The sequence below is a fragment of the Bradyrhizobium sp. RDI18 genome (assembly GCF_043203335.1).
GTDB classification, from domain to species: domain Bacteria; phylum Pseudomonadota; class Alphaproteobacteria; order Rhizobiales; family Xanthobacteraceae; genus Bradyrhizobium; species Bradyrhizobium retamae.
Genome location: NZ_JBICRN010000008.1, coordinates 3,715,875 through 3,730,802, shown reverse-complemented (window position 1 = coordinate 3,730,802; position 14,928 = coordinate 3,715,875). Strand labels below are relative to the sequence as shown.

The following is a 14,928-nucleotide window of genomic DNA, read 5'->3' as shown; positions in this document are numbered from 1 at the left end:
AGAGCCGCCGCTGGGGCTGGCTTAGCGGCGGCTCGACGCAACCACGCTGGCCGAGCTTACGATATTAATTCATACGAAGTGGATCAGCGATACTTGTCATCCTTGCCGTTTGGGCTGCCGTCGCCGCCCCTATTGCCATAGCCATTGTTACCATTCGGCCCGCCGTGCAAGCCAGACGCGGCGATTGCATCAGAGGTTAGAGAAGTCGATAGCAGTAGCGTGATTGCGGGAGGCGTCACCGCTGCAAATCTTCCCGCTGACTTTAGAAAATTACGCCGATCCTCAATCTCTTGTTGCTCGCGATGGTTCATAGCGACCCCTCTTTTCAATCAGCTAACGATCATCTCACGCTTTATTCCTCGCGCAAAAGCAATTCGTTGGTTCCACTAGAGTTCCCGGGCCTATCGGGAAAAAATGGCAATGATTAGGAACTTCTCCGCGCGCCAACGGTATTCTTCGACCACTGCGTGCAAGCTCCGTGGGAGGGAGTGATGAGGGCGACTGTCCAAATTCCAAGCCAATACCTGTATCAACTGGACATAGATAACGCTGACCTAGTCCGACAATTTGCGGAGCTCGCAACTCTACGCGAGCTAGTCCGCCAGAAAGAAGCAGATCTGCAGATCTTACGAGAATGCACGGCTCGAAGAACCTCACCGGATGCACCAAGCTGACCGACGTGAAGAAAAATGGCCCCAGCGCGTGATCGCGCCGAGGCCATCGTAGTATTCCCATTCCAATTAGCCAGACAGGGTAGCGGGTACCAGTCTAGCGCTCTCTATATAATCGGGAAAATCTGGCAACGTCTGTACGATAGTAGACAGAGAGGTGAAGAGAGGGGCGCTAATATTAGCAGGCGGCCGGAGAGGAAAGCGAGCGCGCACTGTAAGCGCCATGAGAATTAAGACACGCAGGGGACAATGAAAGATTATCAAATCCATCTGGAGAAGCTGCGGAATGACGCGGCTGAATGTGCGATTGTCAGGGATTTGGCTACTCACAAAGCGAAGCGTGAATTGTTCGACCGGCTTGCGCGCCATCTGGATCAGCTAGCCGATGAGATTGAGCGAGCAATGATGGCTTCAAAGGCCCGCTAGCCGTGGGTCTCTCAGGCGGGCGCGGCAGTGGCAGCAGCCGGTCTTAACCGAGTTAATTTCGCTATGTAGGGCATCAGACAGACAGACAGCATCCATGACCATATTCAAGATTGATCGGCGTCCCGCACCTTATGTGCCGCGTCATGAAACGAAATCGTTCAGCCGCACTCGTTTGAAGATCAGCTTGCTGAAGCAGCAGCCAAGTTCAAGGCGCAGGCGCGTCAGTTTGAGCCGGGAAAGGAACGTGACGACTTGTTGCTGAAGGTCCGCCAGATAGATACGGCTGCGCACCTAAATGAGTGGTTGAAATCCCCCGGCCTTAGATCGCCAAAGTAAAGCAGGTCGCAAGGGAGGATTACATGATCACTGATGTCTTCGATGGTCAAACGATAGCTAATATGGAAGTGGCCCTTGATCGTGCGTGTCTACTTCTTCCGACTGGCAGCGAGCAACACCGGGCCCGTCGGATCATCGCCGGAAAAATAATCGAATGTGCCAATCGCGGTGACGTCACCCTGAGCAGGCTCACTGAAGCCGGATACGTCGCAGCGAAGCAGTTGGCTGCTTCAGGGCAGTCCCTCAGGAAGAAAGAGATCGCTGATTAGACCAAGGCGGCGCTAATGGCGAGTTGACGGGGCTTCGAGGACTTGACTGATGTCAGGCTCATCAAGCCCGTCGGCACTAACGCACTCGCACGGCATGCCCGCCCCACACTGGCACCCCAGCTCGTCGCTCCAAGCCCGCTTGGGATGATTTTCACATACACATCCTACTCCGAAGCAGGTGCGACAATCAGGATTTATCATCCCGAAAAAGTCCCTTGAACGAGCTGGCACGCAGTAGACCTTCCGATGTGATGTCGCGATACTCAACGTCGGCGAAGAATTTCGGTTCGACCCATGTGGCTTTGGGTTTTGTGATGGGTTTGGTTAGCTTGGACTTGGGACTGATCACGGTGTCGAGTTGCTTCCTGATCCGGCTTGAGACAGTGCGAGACCATCCGGTCCCGACCTTGCCCCATGTAGACCAGGTCCTCAGAGTTGAGGTGACGACATGTCGCTCATAGGCAATGGACTCTTGACGGCCTCTTTAGACCGTGTGCGAAGCCTGATGCGTCGCCGAGCCTTTGTCGGCGATCTGCTTCGGATCGACCGCGTACATCTCCAACTCGGAGAAGATGTTGAACGCTTCTTCAAACCGTTTTTTCAGATCGTCGTCCTGAACACGATCGGGATGCAGGCAGCTCCGGATCTTCTTGAACGCCGCAATCGATATGATCCCCTTGCGGGCCTTCAGAAGATCAATCGTCTCGCACAAATCGAAATCGCGTCTGCGCAGACGATCGATTTCCTCTCCGAGCTTGATGAACCACCCTTTTAGCTCGGCAGCCAGTCTTCTGTTGTCCCTGCGCAGCCTCTCGATCTCCTGCCGCGCCTCGGCTAACTCCTGCCGCGCCTCGATCAGGTACGCGTCGGACTTCAGACCGGCTTCCAGCGTCGCCAGCTTCTCCGTCAATTCCTTGGCGCACTTCTCGCGAAACAGCTGCTGGCGTTCGGCCTTCGAAAATCCCATGGTGTCCTCTTGGACAGGTTGCAAGCTGGGTCTTAATGAACCCCGGCATGGCTTGGGTACGCCTTGGCAATAACTCAACTCACAAAGAAGCCCGCCGGAAAGCGGGCATTCTTGCGCAGTTCTCGGAAATCTCGAACAATCAGGGGAAGTGATCGCTCCTATCACCACCGATGCTATAAGAGTGCGCGCAAATACCTTGCGGCGCAGTAACGGAACAGCATTACATCTGAGGAAATTCGCGGAACGAAACGGCTCGTCAGACTTTCTTTGGCTTGGGAGGCGCCCATGACTTCTAATGCCGTAGAAGGTGCGTGCGCATTCGCTTGGCGGAACTACTTGCTGCTCCACAGCGGTGTGAGCGAAAACGACGAGAGGCGTGCTGCCCTCTACCGCTACATCAGCAGCCTTTGTGATACCGGCGAATACGATTTCGGTCCCTTGCAAATAGCGGCGGTCGCTTACCTGAAAAAATTGGACGAATTGCATGAAGACCGAGATGCGAGACGCGCAGCAGATCATGCCTTGGCTACGTGTTTAGAATCGCGCGGCGCGTAAGCCGACACAGCTTTTGGAGCACAACACCAGCGCGGAAGGAGCGAACAGCATGGCTGACAAGATACATGAAGCAAACCACTTCGCGCGCGACCAAGAAAGGCGCATCACCGCCGCCACAGCAATCGGCATGAACGCCTTGAAGCCAATTGTGCACTTTCAGGTCTCTATGTTGAGGATGTGGGCCGACAATATCGAGAGGTTCGCGGGCAATTACGAAAAGGGGTTGGAAGAAACCGCGACCGCCGTGGAGGAACAGTCGGACAAGGAACGCGCCGCTTAGAGTTCTAAGTCCGCTCGCCCCCCGACAGGCTCATCGGAAGGCTGCCTCTGCAGGTCAACAAGGCAGGTCAACAAGGCGCCCAAGGGCCACCTCGGCAGACTAGCGACACGACAGCCCTTCCTCCATTTCAGTCCAAAAGCCGCAATGCGTCGGAGAGATTGCATGCGCACCATGATGTGTCGCGTGGAGCAGCAGCACAATCGTGATCGCCACCAATGCAACGGAAGCAACAAAGATACGAAGCATTGTACGCATAGTCCCGACAAGAATTGTCACCAAAAGACGAGGAAGCCCCCGGAAGCGGCTGCCGAGGCGATCTTAGCTGGAGCTAATTTACCTCGTCCTGACGATCACGTGCTGACGCTCAAACGCCGCCGCTCGCTCGACAGTGCGTTGCCACTGCTCCCGACGGTGACGTTCACGAGCCAATGCTTGATGCGCCAGCACGCTCGCGATCGCTTCGTCTAGCTCGCTACCGGACATCGTCCTGTGCATCCGCAGAATAATCTGCATCGACATCAGCACGGTCACGTGTTCGGATAAGAGGTCGAACGCTTGACGCTCACAGAATGACAGAAACTGTTCGATGGCTTCGGGAGACCGGCATACTAACGATGCTAGTTCAATCGCCTGACGCCGATCGTCAGAAGCAAAGCAGGGCTCGTCGAAGAACATGCCTTCGCCGACTTCGCCCGCCATCAACTCGGTGCAGGCATCGAGAACACTCTGAAAGACATCTGCCTTAGGTGTGCGATCCTGCCCCGGCTCCGGCATGATGGGCTGTAATATTTTCCGAATGTCCGCAGCGTCTGCGCCGACAACACCTTCCTTGGTGAACGCCGACCGCCTAGCGCCACGACATAGCCCCTCGTAATCCCCAGCAGGATCAATCGTCACCTCGCTGATGCTGCTCGTACCGAGAAGGCGGTTTATGAAGAAATGCGAAAGCTCATGGACCGCAATGCGTCGGTCCTGATCCTCGGTGCGCCCGATCGATGCGAGCAGATCGTCGTAGCCATCATCAACTTCGTCATCATGATGCCAGCTCGCCGAACTCGCGAGCTGGCCGCTATCCGACGAACCGCACGCTGTTGCCTCCTCGATCGGTTCGTCCGAATTCTCAGTCATAGCGGCGTTCCTTGGCAGAGCGCTTGTCCAATCTTCTAGACGAGCGATCGTGCACACGCTGGCGCGCAAGCATGCGCGCGCGAATAGCTGCGATCGAACGATTGTTGGTCCGCGCTTCAGTTGTCGCCATCATGTTGGTGATGAAGTCGGGCACGCGACCATTCACACTGACGAAACCGTCGAGGCGCGAGACGATCGCATGCGGCTGCCAGCCCGGAGGGCCGATTTTCGTGCTCATCGTCGCGGCACCGCAATTTCAAGGTTTCGGTTTTCTGCGGAACGATCGATGACCTTAAAAACAGCCGCCGCCAGAACCGAGCTATCGACGTTGACGTTGGGCATCTTGGCGGTGTCCGCATCGAGATCGACGATATCAGGCGCGCGCGGATCGACGTAGTCGCCACCGCGAGCACCTTTCAAATTGCGTCGCCGGGGATCGGTTAAAGGCATCGCAACACTTAGACGCAGGGCGAGTTGCGCGGTCTCAAGTGGCATTTGGGCATCATCGTATTGCCGAGCGTGTCGTACTACGCCCGTATGGTCGCGGAACTTGACGGACCGGACCAACCAGACCGTCATCGTTTCCGGCGGCGGTTCGACGATCGTAATCGGCTCGGCATCCGGCTCGCACGGTATCGGCGCATCACCGGTCCTTATCCTATCCACGGTCGCTCGCAGCTCGGCTAGTGAGAGCCCAGAAGCAAGCTCGATCTGCGCCGTTGTATTGATGATGTAGGTCTTCATCTGGTCGCACTCGAAATTCCAATGGCTAAGCGCCGATAGCGCTTCAGTGAGCGCGCTGCTTGCTCTCATGAGCTTTGGAAGCGCCGTCTCGATGACAGCAACCTGTTGCGCGAGCTTATCGGCAGCCGCTGTGCGCTCGATGGCGGCCTGTTCGTCGGCAATGTTCTTCTCCAAATCGGCGATCTGGGCGTGCAGTCCTGCAAGCGGCGCGTCGAAGCCGCTGACCCTCAAAGTGCAAGCAACTACTTCGTCATGCAGCTTGGCGCTGACCTTTTTCGTCAGCGTAGTCGCCATCGATCAGATGTGATTGATGGGCCGCCGTCGCCTTCGCCAAAGCCGCTTCCGCAGCCGCGCGCTGAGCAGACAGCGCAGCAGCGCGCGACCGCCGCTCCGCGAGGAGCTTTTGCAATTTTTCCATGGAGGTTTGCTTCTTGAATAATTTCATACTCTCAGGGTAGCGCGGCGCACGTGAGTTGCGAAGGCTGAAGCTGTGGCGCGCGCCTCACGCGGGCCATTATATCGACTATAGTTGTGGCGCACGCCAATCGGCGCATGGCCGAGCCTATCCTGCAGCTCGCTCAGGAAGTTTTGGTGGTGCCTGCGGGTGCGCCCAGCTTTCATACTTTTTCGCTCGCTGCTCGGCCCGCAGCCGCGCTTCGCTTCCGCGACGCCGGTCAATCTTGCCCTGTTCAATGTCGTCAAGCAGGCGCTCTCTGCCAACGAACCAGCGGCCCGCAAAATTGATCCCCAGCGGGCGTTTCGTCGCGGCTGCTGCCACGCATGCTTTTCTGATTTTTTCATCAGAGCATTCGGTGACGTCAGCCGCCTGTTCAAGGCTCAACAGCTCGCCCTTGAGGATGAGATCGACAACATCGCCGTTCGGCGGCGTCCAACCCAGCTCCGCAAGCATGTGCAGGAGCTGGGCGATCATACGCTTCTGATCAATCATCGACCGCCCTCAGTGCAGGGACGGCCGGTGCGGCGGCCGAAGCTGTTCGAGGGCCTCGCGAAGGCCGCGCTCGACAATCGTCTCAACCTCCGCATCGCCAAGCAGCTCGACATCGCCGTTCTCGCAAACACGGAAACCGGCTACGCTTTCGCCGTGCTGCCTACGGTCCTTAATCATGGTGCGCCCCTTCCTCGGCATCATCAGTCGTGGGTTTGTCACCGGGGGCACGGCCCATCGACCGGCAAGATCGGCCTCGAAAGCTCCTCCAATGCTTCATAAATCTCATCGCGCACTATCTTTTCGACCTCGCCGCGCGAGCGCATCTCGCAAGACGCTGCGACTTTTCCCGGGATCGACAAGCAACGCTCGCGAAAAACCGAGAAGACGTTTTCCAAGCTCTTCTTGACGATGGAGACGGGGACGTTTTCGCGGCGAGCGCTTTTGTTCTTCAGTTCGACCGCGTCAGCCTGCGCCTTCGCGAGCCGGGCGCGCTCGGCGGCAAGTCGGGCCTCATCCCTGTTGCCGTGACGGCCGTCCGGCTTGGTCTCATAGGCGATCAGCGCTTTCACGACCGTGCCGAGCCGGTAAAGTGGGCGCGATGCCGTGCCTGCGTCGGGCGGCACCTTGCGCAAGATGCGCACGAGCGTCGCGCGATCCTTCTCGATCATCTCGGCGCATTTGCCGATCGTGTACTCGTGCATGGTTTCACCTCCAAACAACACAAAGAAAAATGCGGGCTATAGCGGTCTGGCACTTAGTTTTGGCTAGGGCCGAGTGCGCACCCGCCCTAGGGCGGCTATCCACAGGGACCCCCGCGCAAACCTGCGCCGTGTGATCCCTGCTTGCAGGCACCAGATCGTGCCCGCGAGGCGCGCGCAACATATCCTTCTGCACCGACCACCTCAGTCTCACATCACACACCCCTCTATAGAGAGGGGGTGTGTGAGTGAGACGTTGAAAGGCAATCTCACAAGCAGCTCCGTTGTGAGCCAATGTGAGGGGCTGTGAGATCGTGAGACCAGCTAAGTCGGCCATACGAACTCTCCCCAAATTCCGATCTTCTTCAGCTTTGCCAGCTTCAGGTGAATGCGCTTAAATTGCTCGTAAGGGTTACCCTCGGGATTGATGATTGCCCTTGCTATCAGGCGGCTTCTCCATGTGGTGAGTTTGACCCCCTTCGCGCCCGGGGGAACGTGCACATCGTTGGGGCGTGACGCGGTTTCGCCATCTGCGATGCATTCCCACAGCTGCTCCAGAGCCGCCTGCTGGGCATCGGAAAGTTTGCCCCCGCCAGGTTCGGCGCTCGAAACTTCCTCGTTTGAGACAATCGATACGGTCTCCACTTCGCCGTCTTCGTCCACGCCCACTTCGACTAGCTCGGCCTGAAATTGGGCCACCACTCGTTCGGGCTGATCGTTTGCGGCCGTCACCTTGGCGAACTTGATCTTTTCCCCGCTGATCTGGATCATCAAGTCGATGTCACCGAGGTGAGCATTGCTTCCCCGGGCGCCACGGCTCTCGTCCTTGCCAGTGTGTCCGACGCAGGCGATGTGCACGTCGATGACCCCTTGCACCCGGCGCAGGTTGGCCGCGACCCGGTTCTGGTCCTTGGCCTTGTCCTCATCGCCGCCGCCCGCTGCGATACCCTTCGAAAAAGTATCGATCACGATCAGCCCGACGGCGCAGCCAAACTTCTTTTCGGCTTCGCGGACCGTGGCGACAATCAGTTCGGTACATTTCGGATTGAGTAAGTCGATCACCGTTCCCGCAACAGCAATCGGGAGCTTCTCCTTGAACCCGTCGCGCACCCGGTAAGCATCGAGCCGCCGCCTGTAGAGGTCAGCGCGCTCAAGTGCGAAGATTACTACGCCGCAACGTTCACTAGCGGGGTGACCGCGCCAATCTATACCAGCAGCACAGTGCAGTGCGATCTCGCTCATTAGACCGGACTTCAGGGACTTCGGCGGGCCTATCAGGGCGGAATTCTCGCCCCTGTTCAGGAACCCCTTCAGGATCGGCCGCTTCTTGGCTTTCTCCTCGAATTCGCCGAAAAAGGTGAGCGACAGCGCGGCACCTGCAAACTTCTTTTCGGCTCTAGCCTCGCGCTGCGCCTTAATCCCTTCCTCCATCGACGCAAGCCATCGCTTGTCGATCAGAGGACCGATGTCGCGGTCGTCCATTCCGTTTTTGCAGGCATACGCAATCGCGCGGCGGATGGTATATGTGTCGCAGCCGCGCTTCAGCATTTCGTCAGTGACGGCGAGCAGATCGTTGTGCCAGTTTTCGCCTACGCCATTGGCGTGCCTTGCCAGCCGAGCATCTATATCCGCATCGGTGAGGCGGCCCATTTCTCCAGCCATTCGATCAGCGTGCTGCTGATAGAGATCGGCGTCAGCGTAGCTTTTTCCGCGCGAACCAGTGTCGGTACTGGGAGTTTTGTGAGTACTTTTTAATGGTCGCAGATTGCACAATGCCTCGACCGGATAGGTCGGCGCATCGCGAGCAGTCTGTAGCGTCGTCAATTCGACGACGTAGCCGCGCGCAACTTTGTCCGGCGACGGAAAACTGACCGTGCCCGGAACGCGCATGATGCGATCGGCATTCTGTACATGATCGCCGTCAAATAGGTCGCGCAGAGCGGTGAGCCCGGTCTCCAGCTCTGCCGTGTCGGTGATCGGCTGGGCGCTCTTGAACCAAATCTGCCCACGGGTGTGCGGGGCGGTGCCTGTGATGTGCGCCATGACCGGCTCAAGGCTGTGTTCCTTGCAAGTAGCAATGGCGCGTTCGTAAACTCCAGCGTCGTCGCAATCGATCCAGAAGTGCGAGGCGGCGCAGAAATGCTCTTTTCCGGCGCGTCCTTTATTCGGCTTCTCGCCGTGACGCAGGGCAGCGCCCGTGTAAATGTTGCACCCACCCGAATTCATCTTTACGACGTATTCGATGACCGGCTTAAGGTCGTGCGCAGAGAAAAAACGCCATGCGATCTTTTTGTCAGGTCGGATGCAGACGACCTCAATCCACGCTTCTGGGAATGCATGCGAGAAATTCGGCGCGAACAGCGTGTAAAAGAACTCGCTGATCACGTCGGCAATCGGAGCTAGGATTTTTGATTGCGCGTTCATGGCCGTGCGCCTGACTGATCAAAACCCCGCATGAGGACAGCGGCGCGGTGTATCAAGGCGGTGCGCAGATCGCTGAGATCGGTATTGCCCATCACCGCACGTCCGAGGGCGGAGTTCCGTTGCGGCATACCTGGCCAACCTGCCGAGCCTTCGCTTCGCCGGATTTTTCACGAGCAAGTTTTGCAAGTTCGCGGGCAATGTCGCTGATCTTCGAGTGGCTAAACTGCGAAGAGATCACGAGGGCGATGTCTTTCGCCGTATCATCGTGCGTCCACAGATCACCACCGCCGCGTTCTATTTCCTTCCGCATGCGGAAGTTTTGCTCTTCAAGCTCGGCGATGGTTGCATTTAGCTTCTCTCTGATCGAAACCTTCTTGACGGCGTTCGGATCGGGCACGATCGTCTTGCGCTTCCAATGCCGAAGGACTGTGGTTGGGTGATTGAGTGCGAGGCGCTCGCTAACCGGGAGTGTCGCGCGCCACTTTTCAATATCGGCGAGATGCTCAAAGCATTCGATCGCCCTTGACCGAGTGGTCTTATCGATGGCGTCGAGGTTCTTTTCCTTTAGCCACCTGTTAATTTCCCTCTTGAATTTCGGGCCGGACGGTTTGTTAGTCCCAGCCATGAGCATTGCTTCACCACGACCGGCAGCCAAAGCGGTGGCGACCAGCACCCAATCGGCCCAAGCATGAGAATTGTTGAGGCGCGCCCAAGCTGCTTGCGCATCCGTGACGATCTGGTCGAGTTTTGTCGGTTGCTCGGAGCAACCAACCTCGGGTATAATGTTGTCCATCGTAGTTTCCTTAGAAGTTGGTTTGGCGGCCAACTGCAAATGGTTCATCGAGAAGTTGCGATGCAAAGCGCCCGGCCGCGAGCCGGGCGTCGCATACAATTTTCAGGTGGTGACATCGAAGCCGAGGCGAACGCGCTCGCTGTCAGGGATCAACGTGATCCCGCAATAGGTCACCGTCCTGAGTGTGCCGTTCCTAATCGCGCGCCAAGTGGTCTGACGGCTCGTGCCGGTCATCTCGGACCACTCGGAAACGCGATATCCGAGACGTTCTGCCTTGGACTTTTTGGTGGACTGCAGCAAACGGCGAACAGCGCGATTGGCTTCCGACCGCGTCGGGATGATCATTTCCGGACAGCTCCTTCGGTTGTTGAACGTGCCCGAGAAGGTCTGTCGGTTGCTGCTGAACGTAAAGGTTACGCGTTCGGACGTTCCTTGGCGGTGGCGTAACCCTTGCCCCGCTTCGAGCGCGCGCCCTGCCTCAAGTCATGCAACATTTTTTTGATAGTGCCTTCCGGCGGCGGAGCGATCCCGATAGCAAGGTGCAGAGCCTTGGCTGCCCCGAAGAAGGACCCGTGCTGGCCCGGCTTCGCGTGGTGTTCCTTCATCAGCCGCAAGAGCGGCTCCCACAGGAACGCGCGTTCAAAAGACTTACCACCCGGCTGATGATGTGCGGCAGCATATTGTTTCGGATCGCGCAGTCGGCCGGTTATATTGAGCAGGGTTGTCGCCACCAGTTCAAGGTCGATCGAGGTCATCGCCGCCCGGCTTTCTCGTTTTCGCTCGCTAGGCGGGACCATCCGCATCCTTAGCGCGATGAAGGCGTCGTGCATTGGACTTAGCTGAACGAGCCACTGCTCTTTGACCTTGAGCAGCGAATTTTCGAACTGCTGCAAGATAGGCTCGGCATCTTCGAATTTAAGCGGCCGTTTCTTGCGCGCGATCCGATAGTCGGTGACGATCACATCTAGTTTTTGGATGATTTCCCGAAGCGCAGACGGGCGTTGCGGGCCGAAGCGTTTCACAACGTCGGCGATCTGCTCCGGCTTCTTGAATATGGCCGCTGACAATCGCCAACCGTGGATGGAATAGCCAGACCTGTCGGCGGGTTCGTCATGGGCCATAGCGAGACCTTGAGCGGTGGGAGCTATCGCTAGAGCCATGCAGAAACAATAGGGCGCGCGCAAGGCTAGGCTGACAGGGTTACACGCCGGGACGAAGTCGCGGGCGCGCGTAACCTTCGCAGAATAGGCGAAGCCGGACAATACTCCGAGAAACACCCCGGAGTTCGCGATGACCACTGCAAGGAGAGAGGAAGCCGAAACGGAGGACGCCAGCCCGGGCAAAGCCGGGCCTCGACGCATGCTGAATGAAAAACAAGTGTTGGAGATCGTCCCGGTCGGCCGCACCACCCTGTTCCGCATGGAGAAGGCGGGCCGATTTCCGCGATCGACCTACATCAGCCCGAACCGCAGGGTTTGGTTCGAAGATGAAATCATCGCTTGGCAGAACACCGTTGACGAATTCAATCCGAACCGTGGGCGAGGCAAGGGGCGTCGCAAGCGGTCCGCCGCCTGAGCCGCAGCCGCGTGCGTGGTCGTCGTCTTGAGATACCGGGCGATGCAATACCGGGCGATGCAAGAAGCCATCAGCGGCCAAATGGCGCGTTCCACCGTGTTTCAAAAATAAAGCCCGGCCAGCTTCGCACTGGCCGGGCCTTTTCATTTGGGATCATGATCAGGCTGCGAGCCGCAGCCGATCCTGCTTGCCGATGATCCGCCGCAACTCGCTTGCGATGCCGTCGAGCACGGCACGCTTCTGGTCCATCCGCTTGCTGCGAACATAGACGCCGGTCACGCGGGCAACCTTCTCGCCGTCATCCTTTGACACCTGATGATCCAGACATTTCGCAATCGCGGCTTCGCTAAAGCCGAGTTCACCGGCCAGCGTCGCGGCCGTGCGACGCAGGTCATGCGGCGTGAACGGCTTCAGCCCGAGCAATTCGCAGAGACCCGGCTTCTTCGACTTGTCCTTGTTCTTCTCATGCTTGGTGCCGCGCAACGCGGTAGCCATCGCAATACGGTGGATCGGCTGGCCGGGATAGACCGGGCTTTCGAAAACGAATTGCTGGTCGTCGCTGGCGAGTGCTTCCTTGATGATCTCGATCGCGAGATCACTCAATGGCTGCTCGATCACCCGGCGCTTCTTGACCCGCTTGGCCGGGACACGCAACAACGGCGTATCACTATCGAGACCGATCAACTCGTCGCGACGTGCGCCGAGCAATTCCTTCGACCGCAGCATCGTGATCAACTCGAACTTGATCGCCAGCCGGACGGTTCGATCCCACGGCAAATCTTCGCGGTCGAGGCCGTGCCAGAGCGTCCTTATCTCGTCTTCGCTCAGCACCCGCTCACGTTCATGCTCTTTAGGCAGTTTCGGCAGGTTGACGCACGGGCGGCAGGTTTCCGGGACAAAATTGCGTCCGGCTTCCCCGGCCCATTTGTACATCGCCGACACGGCGCGGCGCATATGGCGGGCGTTGCTGACGGACGGCTTGCCATATTTGCCTTCCAGAATGTCGTTGGACAGTTCCGCGATATCGTCCCGCGTCACGTCGCTGGCGATCTTATGGCCGAGCTTCGGCTTGACTAAGCGCCGCAGATAGCTGGCGAAGTTGGACCAGCACTCGATCCGGGGTCGCATCTCGCCATCGGCTTTCAGTTCCTTCGCCTTGATCCAGTCGATCCGCAGCTCGATGATCTCAGCGACCGTCTTGCCGTGCTTGCCTTTGGCGGCCTTGCTCTGGCGTACCTGTTCGACCAGCGCCGCCGTACCCAGCGCCTTTAGGCCGTAAACTTGGCTGCGTGCGTCATCAACGGTGAAGGTCTCGGGATTGTAGACGCCAAGCACGACGCTGCGCTGCTTGCCGGCGGCCGGATCGGTGAATTTGAAATTGAAGGTCGCGGTGCCAGCCGGAATGATGCTGACATAGAGGCCGGGGCACTTGCGATCGTAAATCTTCGTGCGCTCGGTGACGCGCTTCTCGCACATCCGGTTTGTGAGGATGATGCTGCTGCGGTGGGCGCGTGTCGAATGCGACGCATGTGTCGCAGTTGAGGTGGCGGGTTCGACGGTGATGCTGTTGGTGGTCGTCATCTGCTTTTTGGCTCCTACGGTGGGACTAGGGCCCGGCCCTAGATTTGACGAAGCCCGCTGAAACATCCCGCTGTAGCATGGGGCTTAAGCCCCTTGTTTCAAAGGGTTTTGTTAGTTTCAGCTAGTTTCGCCAAGTGCCAAAATAGAGACCACACGACTTCGCCGTACGCTTTGTGCGCGCATCGTCCATAACGCGCCTTCCGCGTCCATCGCATCTCACCGCGCGTTCGTGACGATGGCCGACGCCCCTCATTCGCCGTGAGACGGGCGGATTTATGCGACTGATTTGGGTGAGAACGAAAGCGGAATATTTTTGATTCCTGGGCTTGACACGATTTCGGAAAATCAGAATTGATTTGCCCGTCGTGTTGAAATGTCGCAGACCTGCACAGGAATTGCGTTTCCGGCGCAGCGCTTTGAGCCAGGGCGGAAGGATTGCCGACCGCCGCTGCGGTTTCTGTTATTTTTCAAACCGTATTTTTTCACCGGTGAGGGGATTGATTCAAAAGCTTGGCCGGTCGTCGAGGTCCTCATCATCGTCGGGGTATTGCGCAGGAGCCTCGCCACGCGTCGCGACGATGTGCGGGTACCGGACCTCGGGACTCTTCTTTCCGATTGTGCGCAGGGTTACCCGGAAGAGCCAGCCGTCGCCATAGTCGAACAGAAATAGCATTGTGTGCCCGACTTCGGGAAAGGCCTGCGATATTCTGGTCTTCTTGACGCCGAGCACCCCTGGATCGGCATCGCCCATATCCACAAACAGCTCGTATTTGGGAAATGTCTTGTGCATCTTGGCTGGAGTGAGCCCGGTATAGAAGCCGAACGCGTGGTCGAAATCGAAATCGAACGAGGAGACGATGGCTTCGGCCAGCACGTACAGCGACTTTGCCGGGTCGATCTCAATGTCCCGATAGATCGACGCGCGGCCCTGGAGCGCCGCCCGAAAGATGAAGGTGTCCGTTCCGGCCATCTCGAACCTCACTTGTGCTCGCAGCGGTGCCGGATAGAATAGACGCGGAAGCGCGCTTTCCTCAAGCGCAAGGGCCGTAGCCCACATGGCCAGCGGGCCACGCGAATGCGCGCCCGATGACAGGCTCCGCGATGTGCGGGACGGCGTGAACCTCGGATGTCGCTTCCGCCTTCGCTCTTCGAGCTACGGCACGACAGGTCCGCTTTGCCGACGCTACGCGCTGCTCGACCTAGCTGTGCGCGGGAACGTTGGCGCCATCAGTCGCATACTGCCGGATCTTGTTGCGCATTGTGCGCACCGAGAGTCCGAGCACGCGCGCGGCGTGGGTGCGGTTGCCGTGGCAGCGCGCCAATGTCTGCAGCACGAGCTCGCGCTCGATCGCCTCGACCGTGGAGCCGATCAGCATTGGCACAATCTCGTGGGGTGAAAGGGTCTGAGAATCCGGCAGCGGAATCTCGGGCATGGCGACACAGTCCACGCCAAGGTAGACGTCTTCATACTCCCGGGGCATCAACACCTCCCGATCGACGCCTGCTCCGGAACGCGGAGCAGAAACATCAGG

General features: G+C 58.1%; 21 protein-coding genes. 4 read left to right on the top strand and 17 right to left on the bottom strand.

Going from position 1 to position 14,928, the window contains the following annotated elements:
- Positions 1-83 precede the first annotated feature (83 nt).
- Positions 84-311: a hypothetical protein gene (locus tag ACFXS9_RS26925; RefSeq protein ID WP_392693889.1), complete on the bottom strand. Its 228-nt coding sequence runs from the start codon at positions 309-311 to the stop codon at positions 84-86.
- A 609-nt stretch (positions 312-920) separates the two neighbouring features.
- Here ACFXS9_RS26925 and ACFXS9_RS26920 point away from each other — a divergent pair.
- Positions 921-1,097, top strand: coding sequence for a hypothetical protein (locus tag ACFXS9_RS26920; RefSeq protein WP_392693887.1), 177 nt, complete (start codon positions 921-923; stop codon positions 1,095-1,097).
- Positions 1,098-1,238: 141 nt separating this feature from the next.
- Here the strand turns inward: ACFXS9_RS26920 and ACFXS9_RS26915 are convergent, their stop codons facing one another.
- Positions 1,239-1,388 carry a hypothetical protein gene (locus tag ACFXS9_RS26915; protein WP_392693884.1) on the bottom strand — a complete coding sequence of 50 codons (150 nt, stop codon included), beginning with the start codon at positions 1,386-1,388 and terminating at the stop codon, positions 1,239-1,241.
- Between the two features lie 68 nt (positions 1,389-1,456).
- Between ACFXS9_RS26915 and ACFXS9_RS26910 the strand changes: the two genes are divergently transcribed.
- Complete coding sequence (locus tag ACFXS9_RS26910; RefSeq protein WP_392693882.1) at positions 1,457-1,702, top strand: hypothetical protein; 246 nt, start codon at positions 1,457-1,459, stop codon at positions 1,700-1,702.
- 187 nt (positions 1,703-1,889) lie between these two features.
- Here ACFXS9_RS26910 and ACFXS9_RS26905 read toward each other — a convergent pair whose 3' ends face one another.
- Positions 1,890-2,072 carry a hypothetical protein gene (locus ACFXS9_RS26905; RefSeq protein WP_392700027.1) on the bottom strand — a complete coding sequence of 61 codons (183 nt, stop codon included), beginning with the start codon at positions 2,070-2,072 and terminating at the stop codon, positions 1,890-1,892.
- A gap of 114 nt (positions 2,073-2,186) precedes the next feature.
- Positions 2,187-3,188, bottom strand: a complete 1,002-nt coding sequence (locus tag ACFXS9_RS26900; RefSeq protein WP_392693879.1) for a hypothetical protein — start codon at positions 3,186-3,188, stop codon at positions 2,187-2,189.
- A gap of 85 nt (positions 3,189-3,273) precedes the next feature.
- Here ACFXS9_RS26900 and ACFXS9_RS26895 point away from each other — a divergent pair, with 85 nt between their 5' ends.
- The gene (locus ACFXS9_RS26895) at positions 3,274-3,504 is read left to right on the top strand and encodes a hypothetical protein (protein WP_392693877.1); all 231 of its coding nucleotides are present in this window, start codon (positions 3,274-3,276) and stop codon (positions 3,502-3,504) included.
- 333 nt (positions 3,505-3,837) lie between these two features.
- On the opposite strand, the gene ACFXS9_RS26890 is transcribed toward ACFXS9_RS26895, so the two are convergent.
- From ACFXS9_RS26890 to ACFXS9_RS26845, 10 genes are all read right to left on the bottom strand, one after another.
- A complete protein-coding gene (locus ACFXS9_RS26890) occupies positions 3,838-4,632 on the bottom strand; it encodes a hypothetical protein (RefSeq protein WP_392693874.1) in 795 nt (264 codons plus the stop codon).
- Entirely contained in the window at positions 4,625-4,870 is a 246-nt protein-coding gene (locus ACFXS9_RS26885) for a hypothetical protein (protein WP_392693872.1), read from the bottom strand. The genes ACFXS9_RS26890 and ACFXS9_RS26885 overlap by 8 nt, the downstream gene beginning before the upstream one ends.
- The gene (locus ACFXS9_RS26880; RefSeq protein ID WP_392693869.1) at positions 4,867-5,670 is read right to left on the bottom strand and encodes a hypothetical protein; all 804 of its coding nucleotides are present in this window, start codon (positions 5,668-5,670) and stop codon (positions 4,867-4,869) included. Before ACFXS9_RS26880 ends, ACFXS9_RS26885 begins: the two co-directional genes overlap by 4 nt.
- A gap of 268 nt (positions 5,671-5,938) precedes the next feature.
- Positions 5,939-6,325: a hypothetical protein gene (locus ACFXS9_RS26875; RefSeq protein WP_392693867.1), complete on the bottom strand. Its 387-nt coding sequence runs from the start codon at positions 6,323-6,325 to the stop codon at positions 5,939-5,941.
- Between the two features lie 9 nt (positions 6,326-6,334).
- Positions 6,335-6,502: a hypothetical protein gene (locus tag ACFXS9_RS26870; protein ID WP_392693864.1), complete on the bottom strand. Its 168-nt coding sequence runs from the start codon at positions 6,500-6,502 to the stop codon at positions 6,335-6,337.
- Positions 6,503-6,540: 38 nt separating this feature from the next.
- Positions 6,541-7,026 carry a hypothetical protein gene (locus ACFXS9_RS26865; RefSeq protein ID WP_392693861.1) on the bottom strand — a complete coding sequence of 162 codons (486 nt, stop codon included), beginning with the start codon at positions 7,024-7,026 and terminating at the stop codon, positions 6,541-6,543.
- Positions 7,027-7,347: 321 nt separating this feature from the next.
- Positions 7,348-9,447: an AAA family ATPase gene (locus ACFXS9_RS26860; protein ID WP_392693859.1), complete on the bottom strand. Its 2,100-nt coding sequence runs from the start codon at positions 9,445-9,447 to the stop codon at positions 7,348-7,350.
- Between the two features lie 91 nt (positions 9,448-9,538).
- The gene (locus ACFXS9_RS26855) at positions 9,539-10,240 is read right to left on the bottom strand and encodes a hypothetical protein (protein WP_392693856.1); all 702 of its coding nucleotides are present in this window, start codon (positions 10,238-10,240) and stop codon (positions 9,539-9,541) included.
- A gap of 102 nt (positions 10,241-10,342) precedes the next feature.
- Positions 10,343-10,585 carry a hypothetical protein gene (locus tag ACFXS9_RS26850; RefSeq protein WP_392693853.1) on the bottom strand — a complete coding sequence of 81 codons (243 nt, stop codon included), beginning with the start codon at positions 10,583-10,585 and terminating at the stop codon, positions 10,343-10,345.
- Positions 10,586-10,653: 68 nt separating this feature from the next.
- Positions 10,654-11,361 (bottom strand): hypothetical protein, encoded by a 708-nt coding sequence (locus ACFXS9_RS26845; protein ID WP_392693851.1) that lies wholly within the window; start codon positions 11,359-11,361, stop codon positions 10,654-10,656.
- A gap of 169 nt (positions 11,362-11,530) precedes the next feature.
- On the opposite strand from ACFXS9_RS26845, the gene ACFXS9_RS26840 reads away from it, so the two are divergent.
- A complete protein-coding gene (locus ACFXS9_RS26840) occupies positions 11,531-11,815 on the top strand; it encodes a helix-turn-helix transcriptional regulator (protein ID WP_392693848.1) in 285 nt (94 codons plus the stop codon).
- A gap of 159 nt (positions 11,816-11,974) precedes the next feature.
- Here the strand turns inward: ACFXS9_RS26840 and ACFXS9_RS26835 are convergent, their stop codons facing one another.
- From ACFXS9_RS26835 to ACFXS9_RS26825, 3 genes are all read right to left on the bottom strand, one after another.
- A complete protein-coding gene (locus ACFXS9_RS26835; RefSeq protein ID WP_392693846.1) occupies positions 11,975-13,396 on the bottom strand; it encodes a tyrosine-type recombinase/integrase in 1,422 nt (473 codons plus the stop codon).
- A gap of 502 nt (positions 13,397-13,898) precedes the next feature.
- Entirely contained in the window at positions 13,899-14,366 is a 468-nt protein-coding gene (locus tag ACFXS9_RS26830; protein WP_392693844.1) for a hypothetical protein, read from the bottom strand.
- 229 nt (positions 14,367-14,595) lie between these two features.
- Positions 14,596-14,829 (bottom strand): helix-turn-helix domain-containing protein, encoded by a 234-nt coding sequence (locus ACFXS9_RS26825; RefSeq protein ID WP_392700025.1) that lies wholly within the window; start codon positions 14,827-14,829, stop codon positions 14,596-14,598.
- Positions 14,830-14,928 lie beyond the last annotated feature (99 nt).

What these genes read in the sequence shown, in the direction of transcription:
- ACFXS9_RS26880 (WP_392693869.1), bottom strand. Translation starts at nt 5,670, where the DNA reads ATGGCGACTACGCTGACGAAAAAGGTCAGCGCCAAGCTGCATGACGAA.
- ACFXS9_RS26890 (WP_392693874.1), bottom strand. Translation starts at nt 4,632, where the DNA reads ATGACTGAGAATTCGGACGAACCGATCGAGGAGGCAACAGCGTGCGGT.
- ACFXS9_RS26910 (WP_392693882.1), top strand. Translation starts at nt 1,457, where the DNA reads ATGATCACTGATGTCTTCGATGGTCAAACGATAGCTAATATGGAAGTG.
- ACFXS9_RS26835 (WP_392693846.1), bottom strand. Translation starts at nt 13,396, where the DNA reads ATGACGACCACCAACAGCATCACCGTCGAACCCGCCACCTCAACTGCG.
- ACFXS9_RS26825 (WP_392700025.1), bottom strand. Translation starts at nt 14,829, where the DNA reads ATGCCCGAGATTCCGCTGCCGGATTCTCAGACCCTTTCACCCCACGAG.
- ACFXS9_RS26885 (WP_392693872.1), bottom strand. Translation starts at nt 4,870, where the DNA reads ATGAGCACGAAAATCGGCCCTCCGGGCTGGCAGCCGCATGCGATCGTC.
- ACFXS9_RS26845 (WP_392693851.1), bottom strand. Translation starts at nt 11,361, where the DNA reads ATGGCCCATGACGAACCCGCCGACAGGTCTGGCTATTCCATCCACGGT.
- ACFXS9_RS26860 (WP_392693859.1), bottom strand. Translation starts at nt 9,447, where the DNA reads ATGAACGCGCAATCAAAAATCCTAGCTCCGATTGCCGACGTGATCAGC.
- ACFXS9_RS26895 (WP_392693877.1), top strand. Translation starts at nt 3,274, where the DNA reads ATGGCTGACAAGATACATGAAGCAAACCACTTCGCGCGCGACCAAGAA.
- ACFXS9_RS26870 (WP_392693864.1), bottom strand. Translation starts at nt 6,502, where the DNA reads ATGATTAAGGACCGTAGGCAGCACGGCGAAAGCGTAGCCGGTTTCCGT.
- ACFXS9_RS26830 (WP_392693844.1), bottom strand. Translation starts at nt 14,366, where the DNA reads ATGGCCGGAACGGACACCTTCATCTTTCGGGCGGCGCTCCAGGGCCGC.
- ACFXS9_RS26840 (WP_392693848.1), top strand. Translation starts at nt 11,531, where the DNA reads ATGACCACTGCAAGGAGAGAGGAAGCCGAAACGGAGGACGCCAGCCCG.
- ACFXS9_RS26850 (WP_392693853.1), bottom strand. Translation starts at nt 10,585, where the DNA reads ATGATCATCCCGACGCGGTCGGAAGCCAATCGCGCTGTTCGCCGTTTG.
- ACFXS9_RS26900 (WP_392693879.1), bottom strand. Translation starts at nt 3,188, where the DNA reads ATGATCTGCTGCGCGTCTCGCATCTCGGTCTTCATGCAATTCGTCCAA.
- ACFXS9_RS26865 (WP_392693861.1), bottom strand. Translation starts at nt 7,026, where the DNA reads ATGCACGAGTACACGATCGGCAAATGCGCCGAGATGATCGAGAAGGAT.
- ACFXS9_RS26925 (WP_392693889.1), bottom strand. Translation starts at nt 311, where the DNA reads ATGAACCATCGCGAGCAACAAGAGATTGAGGATCGGCGTAATTTTCTA.
- ACFXS9_RS26920 (WP_392693887.1), top strand. Translation starts at nt 921, where the DNA reads ATGAAAGATTATCAAATCCATCTGGAGAAGCTGCGGAATGACGCGGCT.
- ACFXS9_RS26875 (WP_392693867.1), bottom strand. Translation starts at nt 6,325, where the DNA reads ATGATTGATCAGAAGCGTATGATCGCCCAGCTCCTGCACATGCTTGCG.
- ACFXS9_RS26855 (WP_392693856.1), bottom strand. Translation starts at nt 10,240, where the DNA reads ATGGACAACATTATACCCGAGGTTGGTTGCTCCGAGCAACCGACAAAA.